The sequence below is a fragment of the Klebsiella sp. FDAARGOS_511 genome, from assembly GCF_003812845.1.
Classification (GTDB): domain Bacteria; phylum Pseudomonadota; class Gammaproteobacteria; order Enterobacterales; family Enterobacteriaceae; genus Klebsiella; species Klebsiella grimontii.
The window spans coordinates 5121990-5136684 of the sequence record NZ_CP033824.1 but is presented as its reverse complement, the minus strand read 5'-3'; the positions used below and the strand labels follow the sequence as shown (position 1 = coordinate 5136684).

The 14695-nt window shown below is 58.3% G+C and carries 14 protein-coding genes; 4 read left to right on the top strand and 10 right to left on the bottom strand.

Annotation, left to right across the window (positions count from 1 at the left end; all coding sequences use genetic code 11):
• The first annotated feature begins 2 nt into the window (after positions 1-2).
• Positions 3-734: a lipoyl protein ligase domain-containing protein gene (locus tag EGY08_RS25800; protein WP_123829453.1), complete on the top strand. Its 732-nt coding sequence runs from the start codon at positions 3-5 to the stop codon at positions 732-734.
• Here EGY08_RS25800 and EGY08_RS25795 read toward each other — a convergent pair.
• On the bottom strand, positions 727-1644 hold the full coding sequence (locus EGY08_RS25795; protein ID WP_004122339.1) for a LysR family transcriptional regulator: 918 nt from the start codon (positions 1642-1644) through the stop codon (positions 727-729). The genes EGY08_RS25800 and EGY08_RS25795 overlap by 8 nt on opposite strands.
• Positions 1645-1758: 114 nt before the next feature.
• Between EGY08_RS25795 and EGY08_RS25790 the strand changes: the two genes are divergently transcribed.
• Positions 1759-2148 (top strand): tautomerase family protein, encoded by a 390-nt coding sequence (locus EGY08_RS25790; RefSeq protein WP_123829130.1) that lies wholly within the window; start codon positions 1759-1761, stop codon positions 2146-2148.
• 49 nt (positions 2149-2197) lie between these two features.
• On the opposite strand, the gene EGY08_RS25785 is transcribed toward EGY08_RS25790, so the two are convergent.
• Positions 2198-2929 carry an HPP family protein gene (locus EGY08_RS25785; protein WP_004122344.1) on the bottom strand — a complete coding sequence of 244 codons (732 nt, stop codon included), beginning with the start codon at positions 2927-2929 and terminating at the stop codon, positions 2198-2200.
• A 185-nt stretch (positions 2930-3114) separates the two neighbouring features.
• Here EGY08_RS25785 and EGY08_RS25780 point away from each other — a divergent pair, with 185 nt between their 5' ends.
• Positions 3115-4224, top strand: coding sequence for an adenosylhomocysteinase (locus EGY08_RS25780; RefSeq protein ID WP_087829196.1), 1110 nt, complete (start codon positions 3115-3117; stop codon positions 4222-4224).
• Between the two features lie 255 nt (positions 4225-4479).
• On the opposite strand, the gene cobS is transcribed toward EGY08_RS25780, so the two are convergent.
• The 7 genes from cobS to dacD all read right to left on the bottom strand — a co-directional run bounded on the left by cobS (position 4480) and on the right by dacD (position 10708).
• Entirely contained in the window at positions 4480-5220 is a 741-nt protein-coding gene (gene cobS / locus EGY08_RS25775; protein ID WP_004122352.1) for an adenosylcobinamide-GDP ribazoletransferase, read from the bottom strand.
• 39 nt (positions 5221-5259) lie between these two features.
• Positions 5260-5493 carry a bifunctional adenosylcobinamide kinase/adenosylcobinamide-phosphate guanylyltransferase gene (locus tag EGY08_RS25770; protein ID WP_123829129.1) on the bottom strand — a complete coding sequence of 78 codons (234 nt, stop codon included), beginning with the start codon at positions 5491-5493 and terminating at the stop codon, positions 5260-5262.
• A 193-nt stretch (positions 5494-5686) separates the two neighbouring features.
• Positions 5687-6022: a DUF496 family protein gene (locus EGY08_RS25765; RefSeq protein WP_004103624.1), complete on the bottom strand. Its 336-nt coding sequence runs from the start codon at positions 6020-6022 to the stop codon at positions 5687-5689.
• Between the two features lie 168 nt (positions 6023-6190).
• Entirely contained in the window at positions 6191-7249 is a 1059-nt protein-coding gene (locus EGY08_RS25760; RefSeq protein WP_004122357.1) for an FUSC family protein, read from the bottom strand.
• A 102-nt stretch (positions 7250-7351) separates the two neighbouring features.
• Complete coding sequence (gene sbmC, locus EGY08_RS25755) at positions 7352-7825, bottom strand: DNA gyrase inhibitor SbmC (protein ID WP_123829128.1); 474 nt, start codon at positions 7823-7825, stop codon at positions 7352-7354.
• 126 nt (positions 7826-7951) lie between these two features.
• Complete coding sequence (locus EGY08_RS25750; protein ID WP_123829127.1) at positions 7952-9388, bottom strand: capsule assembly Wzi family protein; 1437 nt, start codon at positions 9386-9388, stop codon at positions 7952-7954.
• 153 nt (positions 9389-9541) lie between these two features.
• Positions 9542-10708, bottom strand: a complete 1167-nt coding sequence (dacD, locus tag EGY08_RS25745) for a serine-type D-Ala-D-Ala carboxypeptidase DacD (protein ID WP_004122363.1) — start codon at positions 10706-10708, stop codon at positions 9542-9544.
• A 180-nt stretch (positions 10709-10888) separates the two neighbouring features.
• On the opposite strand from dacD, the gene sbcB reads away from it, so the two are divergent.
• The gene (gene sbcB, locus EGY08_RS25740; RefSeq protein WP_123829126.1) at positions 10889-12313 is read left to right on the top strand and encodes an exodeoxyribonuclease I; all 1425 of its coding nucleotides are present in this window, start codon (positions 10889-10891) and stop codon (positions 12311-12313) included.
• 105 nt (positions 12314-12418) lie between these two features.
• On the opposite strand, the gene fusA is transcribed toward sbcB, so the two are convergent.
• Positions 12419-14521: an elongation factor G gene (gene fusA / locus EGY08_RS25735; RefSeq protein ID WP_049112948.1), complete on the bottom strand. Its 2103-nt coding sequence runs from the start codon at positions 14519-14521 to the stop codon at positions 12419-12421.
• Positions 14522-14695: the final 174 nt, after the last annotated feature.

The window sequence follows — 14695 nt, the reverse complement described above, 5'->3', positions numbered from 1 at the left end:
TGATGACTCAGGATCCCTGCTGGCCGCTGCGTTTTAACCACCAGCAGCTGCCGGTTCGTTACTGCGCAGACCCAACGCTGGCCGAGCAGCCGCTGTTTGATCAGGCTCGCGACGGGGAAGCGGTGGCTCAGCTCTGGGAGGCCCCGCAGGGGTTTGTGGTGCCGGGAAGCTATCGGAAATTTGCTGAACTCCCGGCGACGAGCGAGCAGTTCGCCAGACGGGGATGGCCGGTCTGGCTGCGCCGCTCCGGCGGCGGGCTGGTGCCGCAGGGGCCGGGAATTGTTAATCTCAGCCTGGCCTGGCCGGTTTATCAGTCGCTGGGCGAAGCCGCAGAGCCGATTTATCTTTCCCTCTGCGCGCTGCTGCAGCGCACGCTGGCGGCTTTCGGGGTGACAAGCCACTTTCAGGCGGTCAAGGGTTCATTTTGCGATGGTCGCTACAATCTGGCCTGCGGCGAGGGCGGGGGTGCGCGAAAAATAGCCGGCACGGCACAGTACTGGCGACCGATGGCCGAAGGTCAAGGCCATGTGGTTCTCGCGCACGCGGTGGTGTTGTTGGATGCCGACCTGGCCGAGGCTCACCGGGCAGCCAATGATTTTGAAGCCCGGCTCGGCAGCGGGCGGGTTTACCGCGCCGATAAAACCGTGACCCTGGCGGAGCTGATTTCAGACGGGGCCGATTTGCTGCCGCGCTTTCGCGAGGCGCTGGCGCAGCAGCTGGATAATATCAGCTGAAGGTCGCCTTCAGATAGCGGCTAAAGGTCTCTACCGCCCGCGATACGCGCGGCGTGTAGGGGCGAATGACGTAGAGACTTTCCGCAAACACATCCACCGACCGCCATCCCGGCAGCAGTTCCTGTACCAGCCCGCGTCCAATCGCCTCCCTGGCGCTAAAATCCGGCAGTAAGGCAATGCCCAGCCCCGCCAGCACCGCGTCGCGCAGGGATTCGCTGTTATTGGTGGCAAACGGCCCCTGCACCTTAACGCTCACCCGCTCATCGTTGCGCTCAAAGGTCCAGTGCGGGCTTTGCGGCCCGCGCGGGTAGGTCAGGCATTGATGCTGACGCAACGCGTCAGGCGAATCGGGACGGCCAAAGCGGCGAATATAGTCCGCCGAGGCGACCACCAGAGTGGTCGTACGGCACAGCGGCCAGGCCACGTGGGTCTCCGGCAGCAGCTCGCGACGACAGTGGCGAATGGCGAGGTCGAACCCCTCGCTGGCGAGTGACACCAGCCGATCGGTCACCTCCAGCTGGAGATGAAGTTGCGGATGCTGATGCAGAAAAGGGGTAATGGCCGGGACCAGCTGCTGACGTGAGAATGCCACCGGCGCGGTCAGGCGTAGGGTGCCGCGTAGCGGGCCGCCTTCTTCGTCGCAGGTGCCGGTAAAGATCTCACGGATCTGCCCAAACGGCTCGTTCAGTTCCGCCACCAGCCGCAGGCCATCTTCGCTTAGGGTCACGTTGCGGGTGGTGCGGTGCACCAGCGTTTTCCCGGTGACCCGCTCCAGTTCACTAATTTTCTGGCTGATGGCGGATTTGCTGACCGCCAGCTTTTCCGCAGCGCGGGTGTAGCTTTTTTGCTCCTCCAGCACCGTAAGCCAGTACAGATGGGTCCAGTAAATTTCCGGGCGTAACTCGCGCATATCGATTGTTCACAGAGAAAAACAATGCGTTCAAATATAGCGGTTTTTGCCGTCATCAGCATTGGTTAGCATCACATTCACAGACCGCTAACCCGACAATAAGGATCATCTGCTATGCCATTACTGACGTTTGATATCATTGAAGGACGCAGCGAGAGCGAGATCAAAACCCTGCTGGATGCGGCACATCGCGCCGTGGTGCGGGCGTTCAAGGTGCCAGAGCGCGACCGCTACCAGATTGTTCACGAAAACAAAGCTCACCATATGATTATTGAAGATACCGGGTTGGGGCTGACGCGAAGCCGGGACGTAGTGGTGGTGAGGGTTTATACCAGCCCGCGCAGCGAAGCGCAGAAGCAGCTTTTTTATGCCACCCTGCAGGCTGAGCTTGAGGAGCAGTGCGGGCTGAGCGGCGACGACCTGATGATCTCGCTCATCAGCAACCACAAAGGGGACTGGAGTTTTGGCCGCGGCGTGGCGCAGTACGTTATCGGCGAACTTTAGCCCTGGCGGCGATGCGGCTCGCCGCATCGCCCTGCGGGTGGTGGGAAAATCAGGATCGGCGGGCGCCGGCAATCCGCAGTCTGGCCTGTTGTTCTATATTTTCCAGCAGCTCCTGCACATCGTCTTCATCGATGTCGAGAAACTGGCCGTCCAGCAGGGCCGCGTGAATATCATCGCGGGTCACCGACAGGCCCAGCGGTACCGCTTTATCCTTCACCTCTTCCGCGGCCAGCGGGTGCGGGTAGCGTCGTCCGACCAGGTTGTTGAAGACGATAGCCAGCAGCGCCAGCATCAGGGAATTGAGTAATACCGGGGTCAGAACAAAGTGGTAGCCCTCGCTCTGTACCCCCGCCCCGCCGAGGATCGCCGTTAACGCCACCGCTCCGCCCGGCGGATGCAGGCAGCGCAGGAAGTACATACCGGCGATCGCCAGCCCTGCCGCCACGCCGCAGGCCAGCGCCAGGTTCGGGATCGCTATGCCCACGGTCACGCCGATCAGCGCCGAGAGCACGTTGCCGCCGACTATCGACCACGGCTGGGCCAGCGGGCTACTTGGGACGCCAAACAGCAGTACCGCCGAGGCGCCCATGGGGGCGATAAACCAGATATTAACCTCGCCTAACAGCCAGTGGCTGAACAAACTGGTCACCGCCAGGCCGGTCCCGGCGCCGATCGAGGCCAGAACAATATGTTTTCTGGCGACCGGTAAAGCGTGTGGCTTCAGGCGACCGAGAAAAATGCGGATCCGCGAAAAGAGCGATCCGGGTAATACGCTTAACATCCTGCTGCTCGCTTACGTCATCGTAAAAACTTATGCTTCATTTTCTTTTTTTAACCTTATTTTAACAACCATGTCTTTTTCGTGGCTTTTGGCCATTCATTTTGTGAATATAAAAACGGCGCGCGCTACGTTAAAATCCCCTCACCTCTGGGTATCAGCATTCTATGGATTGAAGGTCAAACACGTTGAATAACAAAATAAAATTAGAGAAAGAAATCGCATGGGCCAGTCAGAATATGCCGCGCACCCTGCGTCAGGTCGCCGCCCTGCCCGATCTCAGCGAGGTGCGTCTGGCCTGCTGTATGCATCTCGATATGAAAATGATCCCGCTGGTGCAGGGGATCCTGGAGAAAGGCGCGAAGGTTTTTCTCACCACCTGTAACCCAACCACGGTACAGGATGAGGTTGTCGCCTGGCTGGTAGAACGCGGCGCGGAGGCCTGCGCATGGCGCGATATGAGCGACGCCGACTGGCAGCAGTCGTGGGAAAAAGCGATTGCCTGGCAGCCGACGCATCTGTGCGAAATGGGCGCGGACATTACTACCCTACTGCATCAGCGCGGGGAGTTTGGCAACGTTGTCGCCGGGCTTGAAGCGACGGGTTCGGGCGTGAGCCGTCTGGGCGATATTCGTCCTGGCTATCCGATTTTTAACTGGGATGATTTGCCGGTTAAGGAAGGCCTGCACAACCGTCATATGGTCGGCCTGACCGCGTGGCATACCTTTTTCCAGACGACCCACCTGACCCTGCATGAGAAAAAAGTGCTGGTCATCGGCTATGGTCTGGTCGGTCAGGGCGTCGCGGCGGCGGCGAAGGCCTTCGGCGGCCAGGTGATGGTAGCGGAAATCGACCCAGCACGGAGATTACAGGCGGCCTATGACGGCTGGCACGTCGTTGAATTACAGGAGGCTATCGCCTCGGCGGACGTGGTGGCCACGGCGACCGGCGGCAAAAAAGTCGTTAACCGCCAGGCGCTGGATAAGTCCAAAGATGGGGTGTTTATTCTCAACGTGGGTCACGTGGCGGAAGAGATTGATTGCGAGTACCTGCGCCAGTTCAGTCATGAAGAGGTCATGCCCTATATCAACGCTTACCGGATGGGCGATAAAACCGTTTATCTGATGGCGAACGGTTCGATGCTCAACCTGACCGCGGGCTTTGGCGATAGCCTGAACGCCTTTGACGTCACCCTGGCGGTGATGGCCAGCGGCATTCAGCATATTGTGACCGACGGCATGACGGCACCGGCGGACGTTTATCTCCTGCCGCAGAGCGTATGGCAAAAAGCGCTATAGGCATAAGTGCCGGATAATATCCCGGCACATTTCCCGCAGGCGGCGCGATGCGCCTGTCCGGGCTACCGGCACGCAGGCTGCTGTTAACCCGTAGCCCGGCTAAGCGCAGCGCGAGCCGGGAGAAGCCACGCCGATCCGTTACCCCGCCATATTCCCCGGAGGCGGCGCGATGCGCCTGTCCGGGCTACCGGCCCGCAGACTGCTGCTAACCCGTAGCCCGGCTAAGCGCAGCGCGAGCCGGGATGAAAACCAATCCTACAGCAGAGCCAGCAGAAATATGACTTCGCCCAGCTCAATCGCCGCGCCTAGTGTGTCGCCGGTTTGCCCGCCCAGGGTACGCTTCAGCGCCTGACCTAACGCCCAGACCAGTACCAGCGTGATAAGCGCCGCCCGCAGACCGTTGACCCCGAGCAGCAGCGTCGCCAGCGCCAGGGCGATCCCCATGGTAATCAGCGACTGACGCAGCGTTATTTTGCCGATAAACAGATTGCCCAGCCCCTCTTCGCGGGCGTAGCGCTGGCGATACATCAGCAGCACCGCCATACCTCGACCGATGGCGCAGGCGGCCGCCAGCGCGGCAAGCGCCGACGTACCGCGCAGCGCCACCTCGCTGACCACCAGCACTTTAGCCATCAGCACGAAAATCAGCGCCAGCCCGCCGTGAGTGCCCAGCCGACTGTCGCGCATAATTTCCAGCATCCGTTCGCGGCGGCGGGCGGAGAAGATGCCATCACAGGTATCCGCCAGCCCATCAAGATGGAAACCGCCGGTCAACAGCGCCAGCGCCAGCACGCCGAGCAGCGCGGCAAGCGGGCCGCCGCACCACGGCTGGAGCAGCATCACGACGGCGCCGGCAATCGCCCCCAGCAGCAGGCCGACAAAGGGAAAAGTAACAATACTGCGTTGATATTGTTCAATTTCCAGCCCCTGGGATAAACGCGCCGGGACCGGCAGGCGGCTGATAAACGATAATGCGGCAAAAAAAGACTTAATCATTGAGAGAGGACTCCTGTCGATAAACCCTGCGGCCAGCGGTTATGCACCTCCGCCGTCGGCCGTAACCTGACTTGTACGAGCGGCTTTAGCGCGGCCGCGTTCTTCCAGCCGCCAGTGGGCAAGCCGGGTATCACGGTGGTGTTGAATGCGCGCAGCGATTTGATTGTCGGATATCCGGGAGGTAGCGATGTAGATCGCCGAAACGAAAGAGTTGAGTAAAGATTCGGCGTCGCGGCGTTGGCCGCTAAGCGCGTCGCCGGTCATCAGTATCATCGCGGCGGCACCTGTTGCAGGGACAGCATGAGATAAACCCTTCCGATATCAATATGTTTACCGCGGAAGTATACCAAATTCCTGGGGAAAGATTCAGCGTTGCAGAGGCTGTTTTGCGAAGGATTTGCGAGATGGCGCAAGAGAAAGAAGAGGAGCTCCGGCAGCGAGCGCCGCCAGAGCGCTTAAACGGGCATTACTCGGCAGATTTATCTTCTACTTTCGCTTCGCCCATTGCTTTCAGCTTTTTAGAGATGTCGCGACGTTCTTTGGAGATCTCGGCGTTTTTGATGATGTAATCGTCAACGCGATCTTCGTAATCGCTCTTCATGCTGGCAATGATGCCCTGAATAGCTTCAACGCTCATGCCCGGCTTAATGTAGTCGCTCAGGTTGTCCAGCAGCAGGACGCGCTTCTGGTTATCACGGATCTTTTTCTCAACGTCCTGAATTTCACGCTGCAGTTTGTTCTTACGACGGTACAGGCGAACAAACTCCAGTACGTCCTGGAAAGAAGGCTTAGTTGTTTCCATTTTTATACCCCTAATATTTGAGATTCGGATTCGCTAAAGCGACTGCTACATAGGGCTAACATAACTGTTAGCAGCCGCTGATGACAATGTTTTTTCCTTTGCCGTTATCATAACCCTAAACGCTGCTGAATCGAAGCAAGCGATGGAAAAACCACGCGAGTCTGGTCTTTATTTACGCAATGCCCGGCAGATTAAATGCGACAGCAGTTCAAGCTGGCGCGCCAGCTCGATAGTTAACCACACATAACCATGAATAGGCGTTTCGGAGAAATTGTCGTCCTGCTGCTCTTTGATGAGCTGGCGCAGTTCGGCAACGATTTCGTTGAGCTTTTCATTGTTGGCCAGGATCGGCTGCGGGTTGCCCTCATACAGGGCGTGGGCGATAGTCAGCAGCGTTTGCTGAGTCATCTGCTGGGTTTCGCGCAGCGTATGGGCATTAAGCATCACGAAGTGGCCGGGACGCGACGCCCAGTAAGCGTTGATTTGCAGCTCCAGCATGCACACCAGGTTACGGCTAACGGTCTGGATCGCCTCAAAGATGGCTTTCTGGATATGCGTCTCTTTGCTGGCGGGCGTAATCAATCCGCGCATTTTCACCACGTCGTTGAGGACCTTTTGCAGGTGCTTTTCCAGACGCGGACGCTCGACCAGGTTCGGCGAGAAGCCGGCCTGATAAAGCCGATTGAAGGCGGTGACGTAGTTGGCCATCTGGATGCGCCAGTGCAGAAAGGCTCGCTGCGGCCAGATACCGGTGAACAGCATCGCCAGCAGGGAACCGAAGATAACATCGCCGCTTCGCCACAGCGCGGTCGTCATATCGCCCGGCGGCGCGCCGACAACCACCGCCAGGGTGATACCAATCAGCAGCGCCTGGTAAGGCTTTTTGCCCAGCGCCAGCCAGCCGCACAGGAACATCGCCACCGCGCACCACAGCAGCATGATAGGCAGCGAGATGAGCTCCAGCTTAAGCGCCACCAGCCCGAGCGCCGAGCCGAGGATCGTGCCGCCGATGCGTTCAAACGCGCGCGGTACGACGTTTCCCCAGAAGGAGATTGGCCCCATCACCACAACCAGGGTGATAAGAGGCCAGGTGCCTTCAGGAACGTTAAGCAGGCGCACCAGCACAAAGGTGAGCACAAAGGCCAATGCTATTCGCACGCCATGGACGATGCGGTAATGGCGATACAGCCGAATTTCAAATGGCTTAAGTGATTTATCCGCGCGCACAACCTACTCCGACACAACGAAAAGGCCAATTGTAACTGCTTTTTCGCCGCAAGCATCACGCGAATGTAATAAACCTTGTCCAGCGAAGGGACAATGTTCGATTTACTTCACCGCAGGCTCAACCGCGATATACATATCAATATCCCAGTAGCCGTCCTGGTTACCATCGTTAAGATAGACTTCAAAGCAGGGTTTCATCGCCATCTGGTGCGTTTTGCTTTGCGTCAGGCTCTCGAAGAACTGATACCACGGCGTTGCAAAGTCATAATTCTCGACTCTGGCACGAGCAACCGCGTACTCTCCGCCGGCGATATCGGTCATCATCACGCCTTCGCTGTTGGCGGGGATTGAGTAGTCTTCCGCCACCGTGACGGCGGTCGCGCAGCGCAGCTTTTCCGCCGGGACCTCATCAGGATTGTCGTAGTAAACGGCCACCCACTCCTGCGCCGGAACCTGGCAGTTATCAACCCACATCATTAGCTGTTCAAACCCCTGTTTAACCGTCTGCTCCCAGGGCCCGACCAGATGAAACCCGGCAATTTTCTTCTTGCCCACGGACTTAACGTTATATTCCATGCTGCCTCCACCGTTGATAAAATACTGTATATATATACACATAAATTAGCAGTACTATCAGCCATAGTATGTGCGGCAATTCACAAATCCGCGCGGCAAGAAGAGTAAAAAACCACCGCCGTCCGGTTATAAACTGAACGGCAGCTCAACGCCGATGCTGGCCCCGACATCGTCGCTGGCGCTGTGGTTAGCGTCGGTGTACCACACGGAGGTATTCAGGCGTACCGTCGGCATGACATCGCCGCTCCAGCCCAGCTGTACGCCCTTCAGCGTATCGGCGCGCGGGAAGGCTTTATTGATTCGCTGGTTCTTCGGATTGACCTCAGCGTAGACCAGACGCGCACTCCAGCGCTGATTCTCTTCGGTTACCAGCTCCACCTTACCGGCATACAGACGCCCATCGCCGCCCATCGCGTCGCCCAGCGGATAGCCCTGCTGGTAGTAGCCGTCTTTATAGATGAAGTGGTTATAGATGTAGTTGGTGCGCCCCATGTTCGAACGAGTATCGTGGGCTTCCAGATACCAGTTAACCGCATTGCTGTTCCACTGGTGATGCCCTTCCACGCCGCCAAGATAGAGATGCGCCGAGGGTAAATATCCGGCTTCGTCCTCGCCGATCATCTGGCCGTAAATGCTCACCGGCCAGCCGAGTGTGGGCGCCAGCTTCAGCTTAAAATCAAAACCGGCCAGCTGGTTGCCGGGATCGTCGGCCGATTCGCCGGTGTTGTCATTACCTGTCAGACCATCCCAGAAGCTGCTGAATGATGAAGGTCGCCCTTCGCCGCCCCACTGCATGATGCGCGAGGCCCCCAGTTCCAGCGAGGAGATTGGCGAAAAAGTCAGGCGACCGCCGAAGATTTTGGTATGCGGTACGGCGGCATACTGGCTCATCTGGCTGGCGGAAAGCTGATACTGCCAGGGGCCAATCCAGCTCAGCCAGGAGGTTTCCGGCGCGCGCTGTTCGGCACGCTGCAGCAGAAAACCGGTCATCGGTCGCGCGGCATCGGAGCGAATCAGGCTGCCCTCGTAGCCCGGCCCCCACCACTGCGGAATTTGCCCGAACGCCAGCCACTGGTTCCACAGCTTTACCGCGCCGTATGCCCCGTTGGCGTTCACGTTCGAACCGTTACTGATACGCTTGTCGCCTTCAACATTGCCCTGTAGGTGCAGATCCCACCATTCGCCGCTGTTGTTCAGGGCGAGAGAAAGCGACTGGTCGGCGGGATAGGACTGCGCAAACCCCTGCGGCGTGCCCGGCTTGTCGGTTGCGCTGTAGCCAGTGATGCGCACATCGGCTTTCAGCGCGCTTAATCGCTGATTCACCCGGTTCAACACGACCCGCTCTGCTGAGGTTGTCGGATGGGCATTGGCCAGCGCGCGGTTAATCTCCTCTTCGCTCAGAGGCCAGGTCGACAGGCTTAACGCGAGGGTTCCACGGTCGGATAACCAGGCTAAATCATTGCGAAATTCGTTATCGGCCAGAACGAGGCCAGAGGCAAAACTGGAGGTGCTAAAAACGGCGATAAGTCCCAGAGAAAGCGCACTACGCGCAAAATATTTCATCTTCCCAGCTCCATTTATGGCGCAGAAACGCCAGGCTTTTTCCTGAAGGGTGACCGGGTAAGGTAATGGAGTGAAAGTAAACGAAGCGCCAACCGAAGCGGCATAATAATCAAACAGCTACGAAATGCCGCTCCGGGCGGAGCGGCGGGACAGTTACAGTTTTTGATGCAGGTAATCGCTAAAGCGCGACAGCATGCCGCCCTTGCCAACGCTTTCCAGCGTCACCAGCGGCCAGTGGGCCACCACTTTATCACCATCGTAAAGGGAGATTTCGCCCACCCGCTGGTGGGCGGCAATCGGCGCTTCCAGCACTTTGTTATCCAGCACGTATTTGGCCTTAATGCGCGCGACTTCCGGCTTCGGCAGCGCTAGCCAGAAGTCCTGATCGGTCCCCAGCTTAATCTGCTCTTTATCGCCATACCAGATTCGCTCAACGCCGACCTGCTTGCCGTCCTGCAGGACCTGGACGGTATCGAAGTTTTGCTGCCCCCAGTGCAGCAGCTTCGCCGCCTGCTGTTCACGCCCTTTCGGGCTGTCGGCGCCCATCACCACCGCAATCAGCCGGCGCTGGCCGTCCACCGCGGAGGCAATCAGGTTGAAGCCGGCGCCCGAGGTGTGGCCGGTCTTCAGACCATCGACGTTCATGGTCTTATCCCACAGTAGACCGTTGCGGTTCTGCTGGGTAATGCCATTCCAGGTCAGGCTCTTCTGGCTGTACATATGGTAGACGTCCGGTTCGCCGTGAATAATCGCCCGCGAGAGCACGGCGAGATCGTAGGCCGAACTGTGCTGACCCGGCGCATCCAGACCGTGGACGGTTTCAAAATGGGTATCCTGCAAATGCAGTTTTTCCACGTAGCTGTTCATCAGCGCGACGAACTGGGGCTGGCCGCCGGCGACGTAGTCCGCCAGCGCCACGCAGGCATCGTTGCCGGAGTCAACGATTAGTCCGCGGCTTAAGTCGCGTACGCTGACCCGATCGCCGGGCTTAAGGAACATCAGCGAAGAACCCTTAAAGACCGGGTTACCCTGCGCCCAGGCGTCTTTACCGACGGTGACGATGTCATCAAAGGTGATGCGGTGGCTGTCGATGGCGCGATCGACCACGTAGCCGGTCATCAGTTTGGTCAGGCTGGCGGGATTGCGCTGCTGATGCTCGTTACCGGCGGTCAGGATCTGACCGGTGGTGTAATCCATCAGCACCCAGGAACCGGCCTGAATAGAAGGAGGCGTCACGTTGACGGGAAAATCATTGGCGGCAAATGCGCAGGAAACGCTCGCAGCGAGCAAAGATACAGCAATAAACAAACGGCCTTTCAACGGCATATCCTCTAAATTGACAGATTCGCCGTCCTTTTTACGGAACTTCTCGTTTCAAATCAGGGTTTAATTGCAAGAAAATATGACATCGCCGACGCAGGACAAAGGGGATACCCTTCTGATGGCCCGGCAAATCGTTTACCATGATGGCTGCTCGCCACCAGGGATAATGAACAGATTATGCAAGATCGCGCCAACCAGCCCGGATTTTTGTTTCACGATTACGAGACCTTCGGCACCAGCCCTTCGCTCGACCGACCGTCGCAGTTTGCCGCCATCCGTACCGATGAAGACCTCAATATCGTCGGTGAACCTGAAGTGTTCTACTGCAGGATCGCCGATGACTATCTGCCGCAGCCGCAGGCGGTCATGGTCACCGGGATAACGCCGCAGGAGGCGAACGCCAAGGGCGACAGCGAAGCCGCCTTTGCCCGTCGCGTTCACGATCTGTTCACGGTGCCAAAAACCTGCATCGTCGGCTACAACAACGTGCGCTTCGATGACGAAGTGACGCGCAATATCTTTTATCGCAATTTTTACGATCCTTACGCCTGGAGCTGGCAACACGACAACTCCCGTTGGGATCTGCTGGATGTGATGCGCGCCTGCTACGCGCTGCGCCCGGAAGGGATCAACTGGCCGGAAAACGAAGAGGGCTTACCGAGCTTCCGCCTCGAGCATCTGACCGTCGCCAACGGCATTGAGCACAGCAACGCCCACGACGCGATGGCCGACGTTTACGCCACCATCGCGATGGCAAAACTGGTGAAAACCCAGCAGCCGCGCCTGTTTGACTATCTATATACCTATCGCAACAAACGCAAGCTGGCGACGCTGATCGATGTGCCGCAAATCAAACCGCTGGTGCATGTTTCCGGCATGTTTGGCGCGGCGCGCGGCAACACCAGCCTGGTGGCCCCGCTGGCGTGGCACCCTGACAACCGTAACGCGGTGATTATGGTCGACCTGGCCGGGGATATCGCTCCCCTGCTGGATCTGGATGCCGACACCCTGCGCGAGCGGCTGTATACGCCGAAAAGCGAGCTGGGCGACCTGCCCGCGGTGCCGATTAAGCTGGTTCACCTCAATAAATGCCCGGTGCTGGCGCAGCAAAACACTCTGCGTCCGCAGGATGCCGACCGGCTGGGCATCAATATCCAGCGCTGTCTGGATAACGCCCAGCTGCTGCGGGCCAATCCGCAGGTGCGCGAAAAAGTGGTGGCGATTTTTGCCGAAGCGGAGCCGTTTGTGCCTTCCGATAACGTCGATGCCCAGCTGTATAACGGCTTTTTCAGCGATGCCGACCGCGCGGCAATGAAAATCGTGCTTGAGACCGAGCCGCATAACCTGCCGGCGCTGGATATTACCTTTGCCGATAAGCGTATTGAGCGTCTGCTTTTCAACTATCGCGCGCGCAACTATCCCGGTACGCTCGATGAAGCCGAGCAGCAGCGCTGGTTAGAACACCGTCGTGAGGTGTTTACGCCAGAGTTTTTACAGGCCTACGCCGATGAGCTGCAGATGCTGTATCAGCAGCATGCGGATGATAAAGAGAAGCTGGCGCAGCTGAAGGCGCTGTGGCAGTACGCGCAGGATATTGTTTGATGGGAGGAAATTCCCGGGTTGCGGCTAACGCCTTACCCGGGCTACAAACGATGGCAGGGCTCGTAGCCCGGGTAAGACAGCTCGCGTCGCACCCGGGAACGTTGCTTAGCCTTTGGCGCGGCTGGCGATAATCGCCTCAGCCACGTTGCGCGGGGCTTCCGCGTAGTGGTGGAACTCCATGCTGTAGGTCGCCCGGCCCTGGGACATTGAACGCAGCGTGGTGGAATAGCCAAACATCTCAGCCAGCGGCACGTCGGCGCGAATAATCTGGCTGCCGAAGCGCTCTTCCATCCCCTGCACCATTCCGCGACGGGAGGAGAGATCGCCCATAATATTCCCGGCATACTCTTCCGGGGTCTCCACTTCCACGTGCATCACCGGTTCAAGAATTACCGGGTCGGCCCTGCGCGCCCCTTCCTTGAAGCCAAATATCGCCGCCATGCGGAAAGCCATCTCCGAGGAGTCGACGTCATGATACGAACCAAACGTCAGTGTCGCCTTGATATCCACTACCGGATAGCCCGCCAGCACGCCAGCGCCCATCGCTTCGCGCAGCCCTTTTTCCACTGAAGGGATGTACTCGCGCGGCACCACGCCGCCTTTGGTCGCGTCTTCAAACACGAAACCGCTTCCAGGCTCCAGCGGTTCAAGGGTCAACACCACATGGCCGTACTGCCCTTTCCCGCCGGACTGGCGGACAAACTTGCCTTCCACCTCTTTGACCGTTTTGCGGATCGTCTCGCGATAGGTCACCTGCGGACGCCCGATATTCGCCTCAACGCCAAACTCGCGCTTCATGCGGTCGACGATAATCTCCAGATGCAGCTCGCCCATCCCGGAAATGATCGTCTGGCCGGACTCCTCGTCAGTATGCAGACGAAACGACGGATCTTCCGCCGCCAGCCGCTGCAGAGCGATACCCATTTTCTCCTGATCGGCTTTGGTTTTCGGTTCAATCGCCAGTGAAATCACCGGCTCCGGAAACTCCATCCGTTCGAGGGTAATCACCGCATCCGGGTCGCACAGCGTGTCGCCGGTAGTGACATCCTTCAGGCCGACGCAGGCGGCAATATCCCCGGCGTGCAGTTCGTCCACCTCATGGCGATCGTTGGCCTGCATCAGCACGATGCGTCCGATGCGTTCTTTCTTACCTTTCACCGGATTCCACACCGCATCGCCTTTTTTCAACGTCCCGGAATAGACGCGGATAAAGGTTAACTGTCCGACATAGGGGTCGGTCATCAGCTTGAAGGCCAGCGCCGAGAACGGTTCGTCGTCGCTCGGGTGACGTTCCGCGGACTGCCCTTTCTCATCCACGCCCTGAATAGCCGGGATATCCAGCGGCGACGGCATCAGCTCAACCACCGCATCAAGCATCCGCTGCACGCCTTTGTTTTTAAACGCGCTACCGCACAGCACCGCCTGGATTTCGCCCTTCACCGTGCGCTGGCGCAGTCCGGCAACGATTTCCGCCTCGCTCAACTCGCTGGTTTCGAGATACTTATCCATCAGTTCGTCGCTGGCTTCGGCCGCCGCCGAGACCATTTTCTCCCGCCACAGCCGGGCGGTTTCCATGAGATCGTCAGGCACAGGGGCATAGCTGAAGGTCATCCCCTGGGTGGCGTCGTCCCACAAAATAGCGCGCATTTTGATGAGATCCACCACCCCGGTAAAGTGCTCTTCGGCGCCAACCGGGATCACAATCGGTACCGGATTGGCCTTCAGGCGATCGGTCATCATCTGCACCACGCGGAAAAAATCCGCGCCGGGGCGGTCCATCTTGTTGACGAAGGCCAGCCGCGGAACGTGGTATTTATTCGCCTGCCGCCAGACGGTTTCCGACTGCGGCTGCACGCCGCCGACGGAGTCGTAAACCATCACCGCGCCGTCCAGTACGCGCATAGAACGTTCCACTTCGATGGTGAAATCCACGTGCCCGGGGGTATCGATGATGTTTATCCGGTGCGGCTCAAAGCTGCGGTCCATGCCGGGCCAGAAGCAGCTCACCGCCGCAGAGGTAATGGTGATCCCGCGCTCCTGTTCCTGCGCCATCCAGTCGGTGGTTGCCGCGCCATCGTGTACTTCCCCCAGCTTGTGGCTCATCCCGGTATAAAACAGGATGCGCTCGGTGGTGGTGGTTTTGCCGGCATCGATATGCGCGGAGATACCGATGTTGCGATAACGTTCGAGGGGGATGGGTCGGGGCATGATGCGTCCTTAGTCATTTTGACTGTCAGCAGGCGGCCGGAATTGGCCGCCGTTCATATAACGGCATCTATTATAGTACAACTGTACGAGTATATTCGAACTATTTTTGCTATCGTTACTATTGGTGAAGCTGCGACGACGCGCGTGGCTTTAGAAAAGCAGTTTGGGTATATT

Coding starts and splice junctions, on each gene's coding strand:
- cobS (WP_004122352.1), bottom strand. CDS start 5,220: ATGATTAAGTCTTTTTTTGCCGCATTATCGTTTATCAGCCGCCTGCCG.
- fusA (WP_049112948.1), bottom strand. CDS start 14,521: ATGCCCCGACCCATCCCCCTCGAACGTTATCGCAACATCGGTATCTCC.
- EGY08_RS25800 (WP_123829453.1), top strand. CDS start 3: ATGACTCAGGATCCCTGCTGGCCGCTGCGTTTTAACCACCAGCAGCTG.
- EGY08_RS25770 (WP_123829129.1), bottom strand. CDS start 5,493: ATGATACTGATGACCGGCGACGCGCTTAGCGGCCAACGCCGCGACGCC.
- EGY08_RS25790 (WP_123829130.1), top strand. CDS start 1,759: ATGCCATTACTGACGTTTGATATCATTGAAGGACGCAGCGAGAGCGAG.
- sbmC (WP_123829128.1), bottom strand. CDS start 7,825: ATGGAATATAACGTTAAGTCCGTGGGCAAGAAGAAAATTGCCGGGTTT.
- sbcB (WP_123829126.1), top strand. CDS start 10,889: ATGCAAGATCGCGCCAACCAGCCCGGATTTTTGTTTCACGATTACGAG.
- EGY08_RS25795 (WP_004122339.1), bottom strand. CDS start 1,644: ATGCGCGAGTTACGCCCGGAAATTTACTGGACCCATCTGTACTGGCTT.
- EGY08_RS25785 (WP_004122344.1), bottom strand. CDS start 2,929: ATGTTAAGCGTATTACCCGGATCGCTCTTTTCGCGGATCCGCATTTTT.
- EGY08_RS25765 (WP_004103624.1), bottom strand. CDS start 6,022: ATGGAAACAACTAAGCCTTCTTTCCAGGACGTACTGGAGTTTGTTCGC.
- EGY08_RS25750 (WP_123829127.1), bottom strand. CDS start 9,388: ATGAAATATTTTGCGCGTAGTGCGCTTTCTCTGGGACTTATCGCCGTT.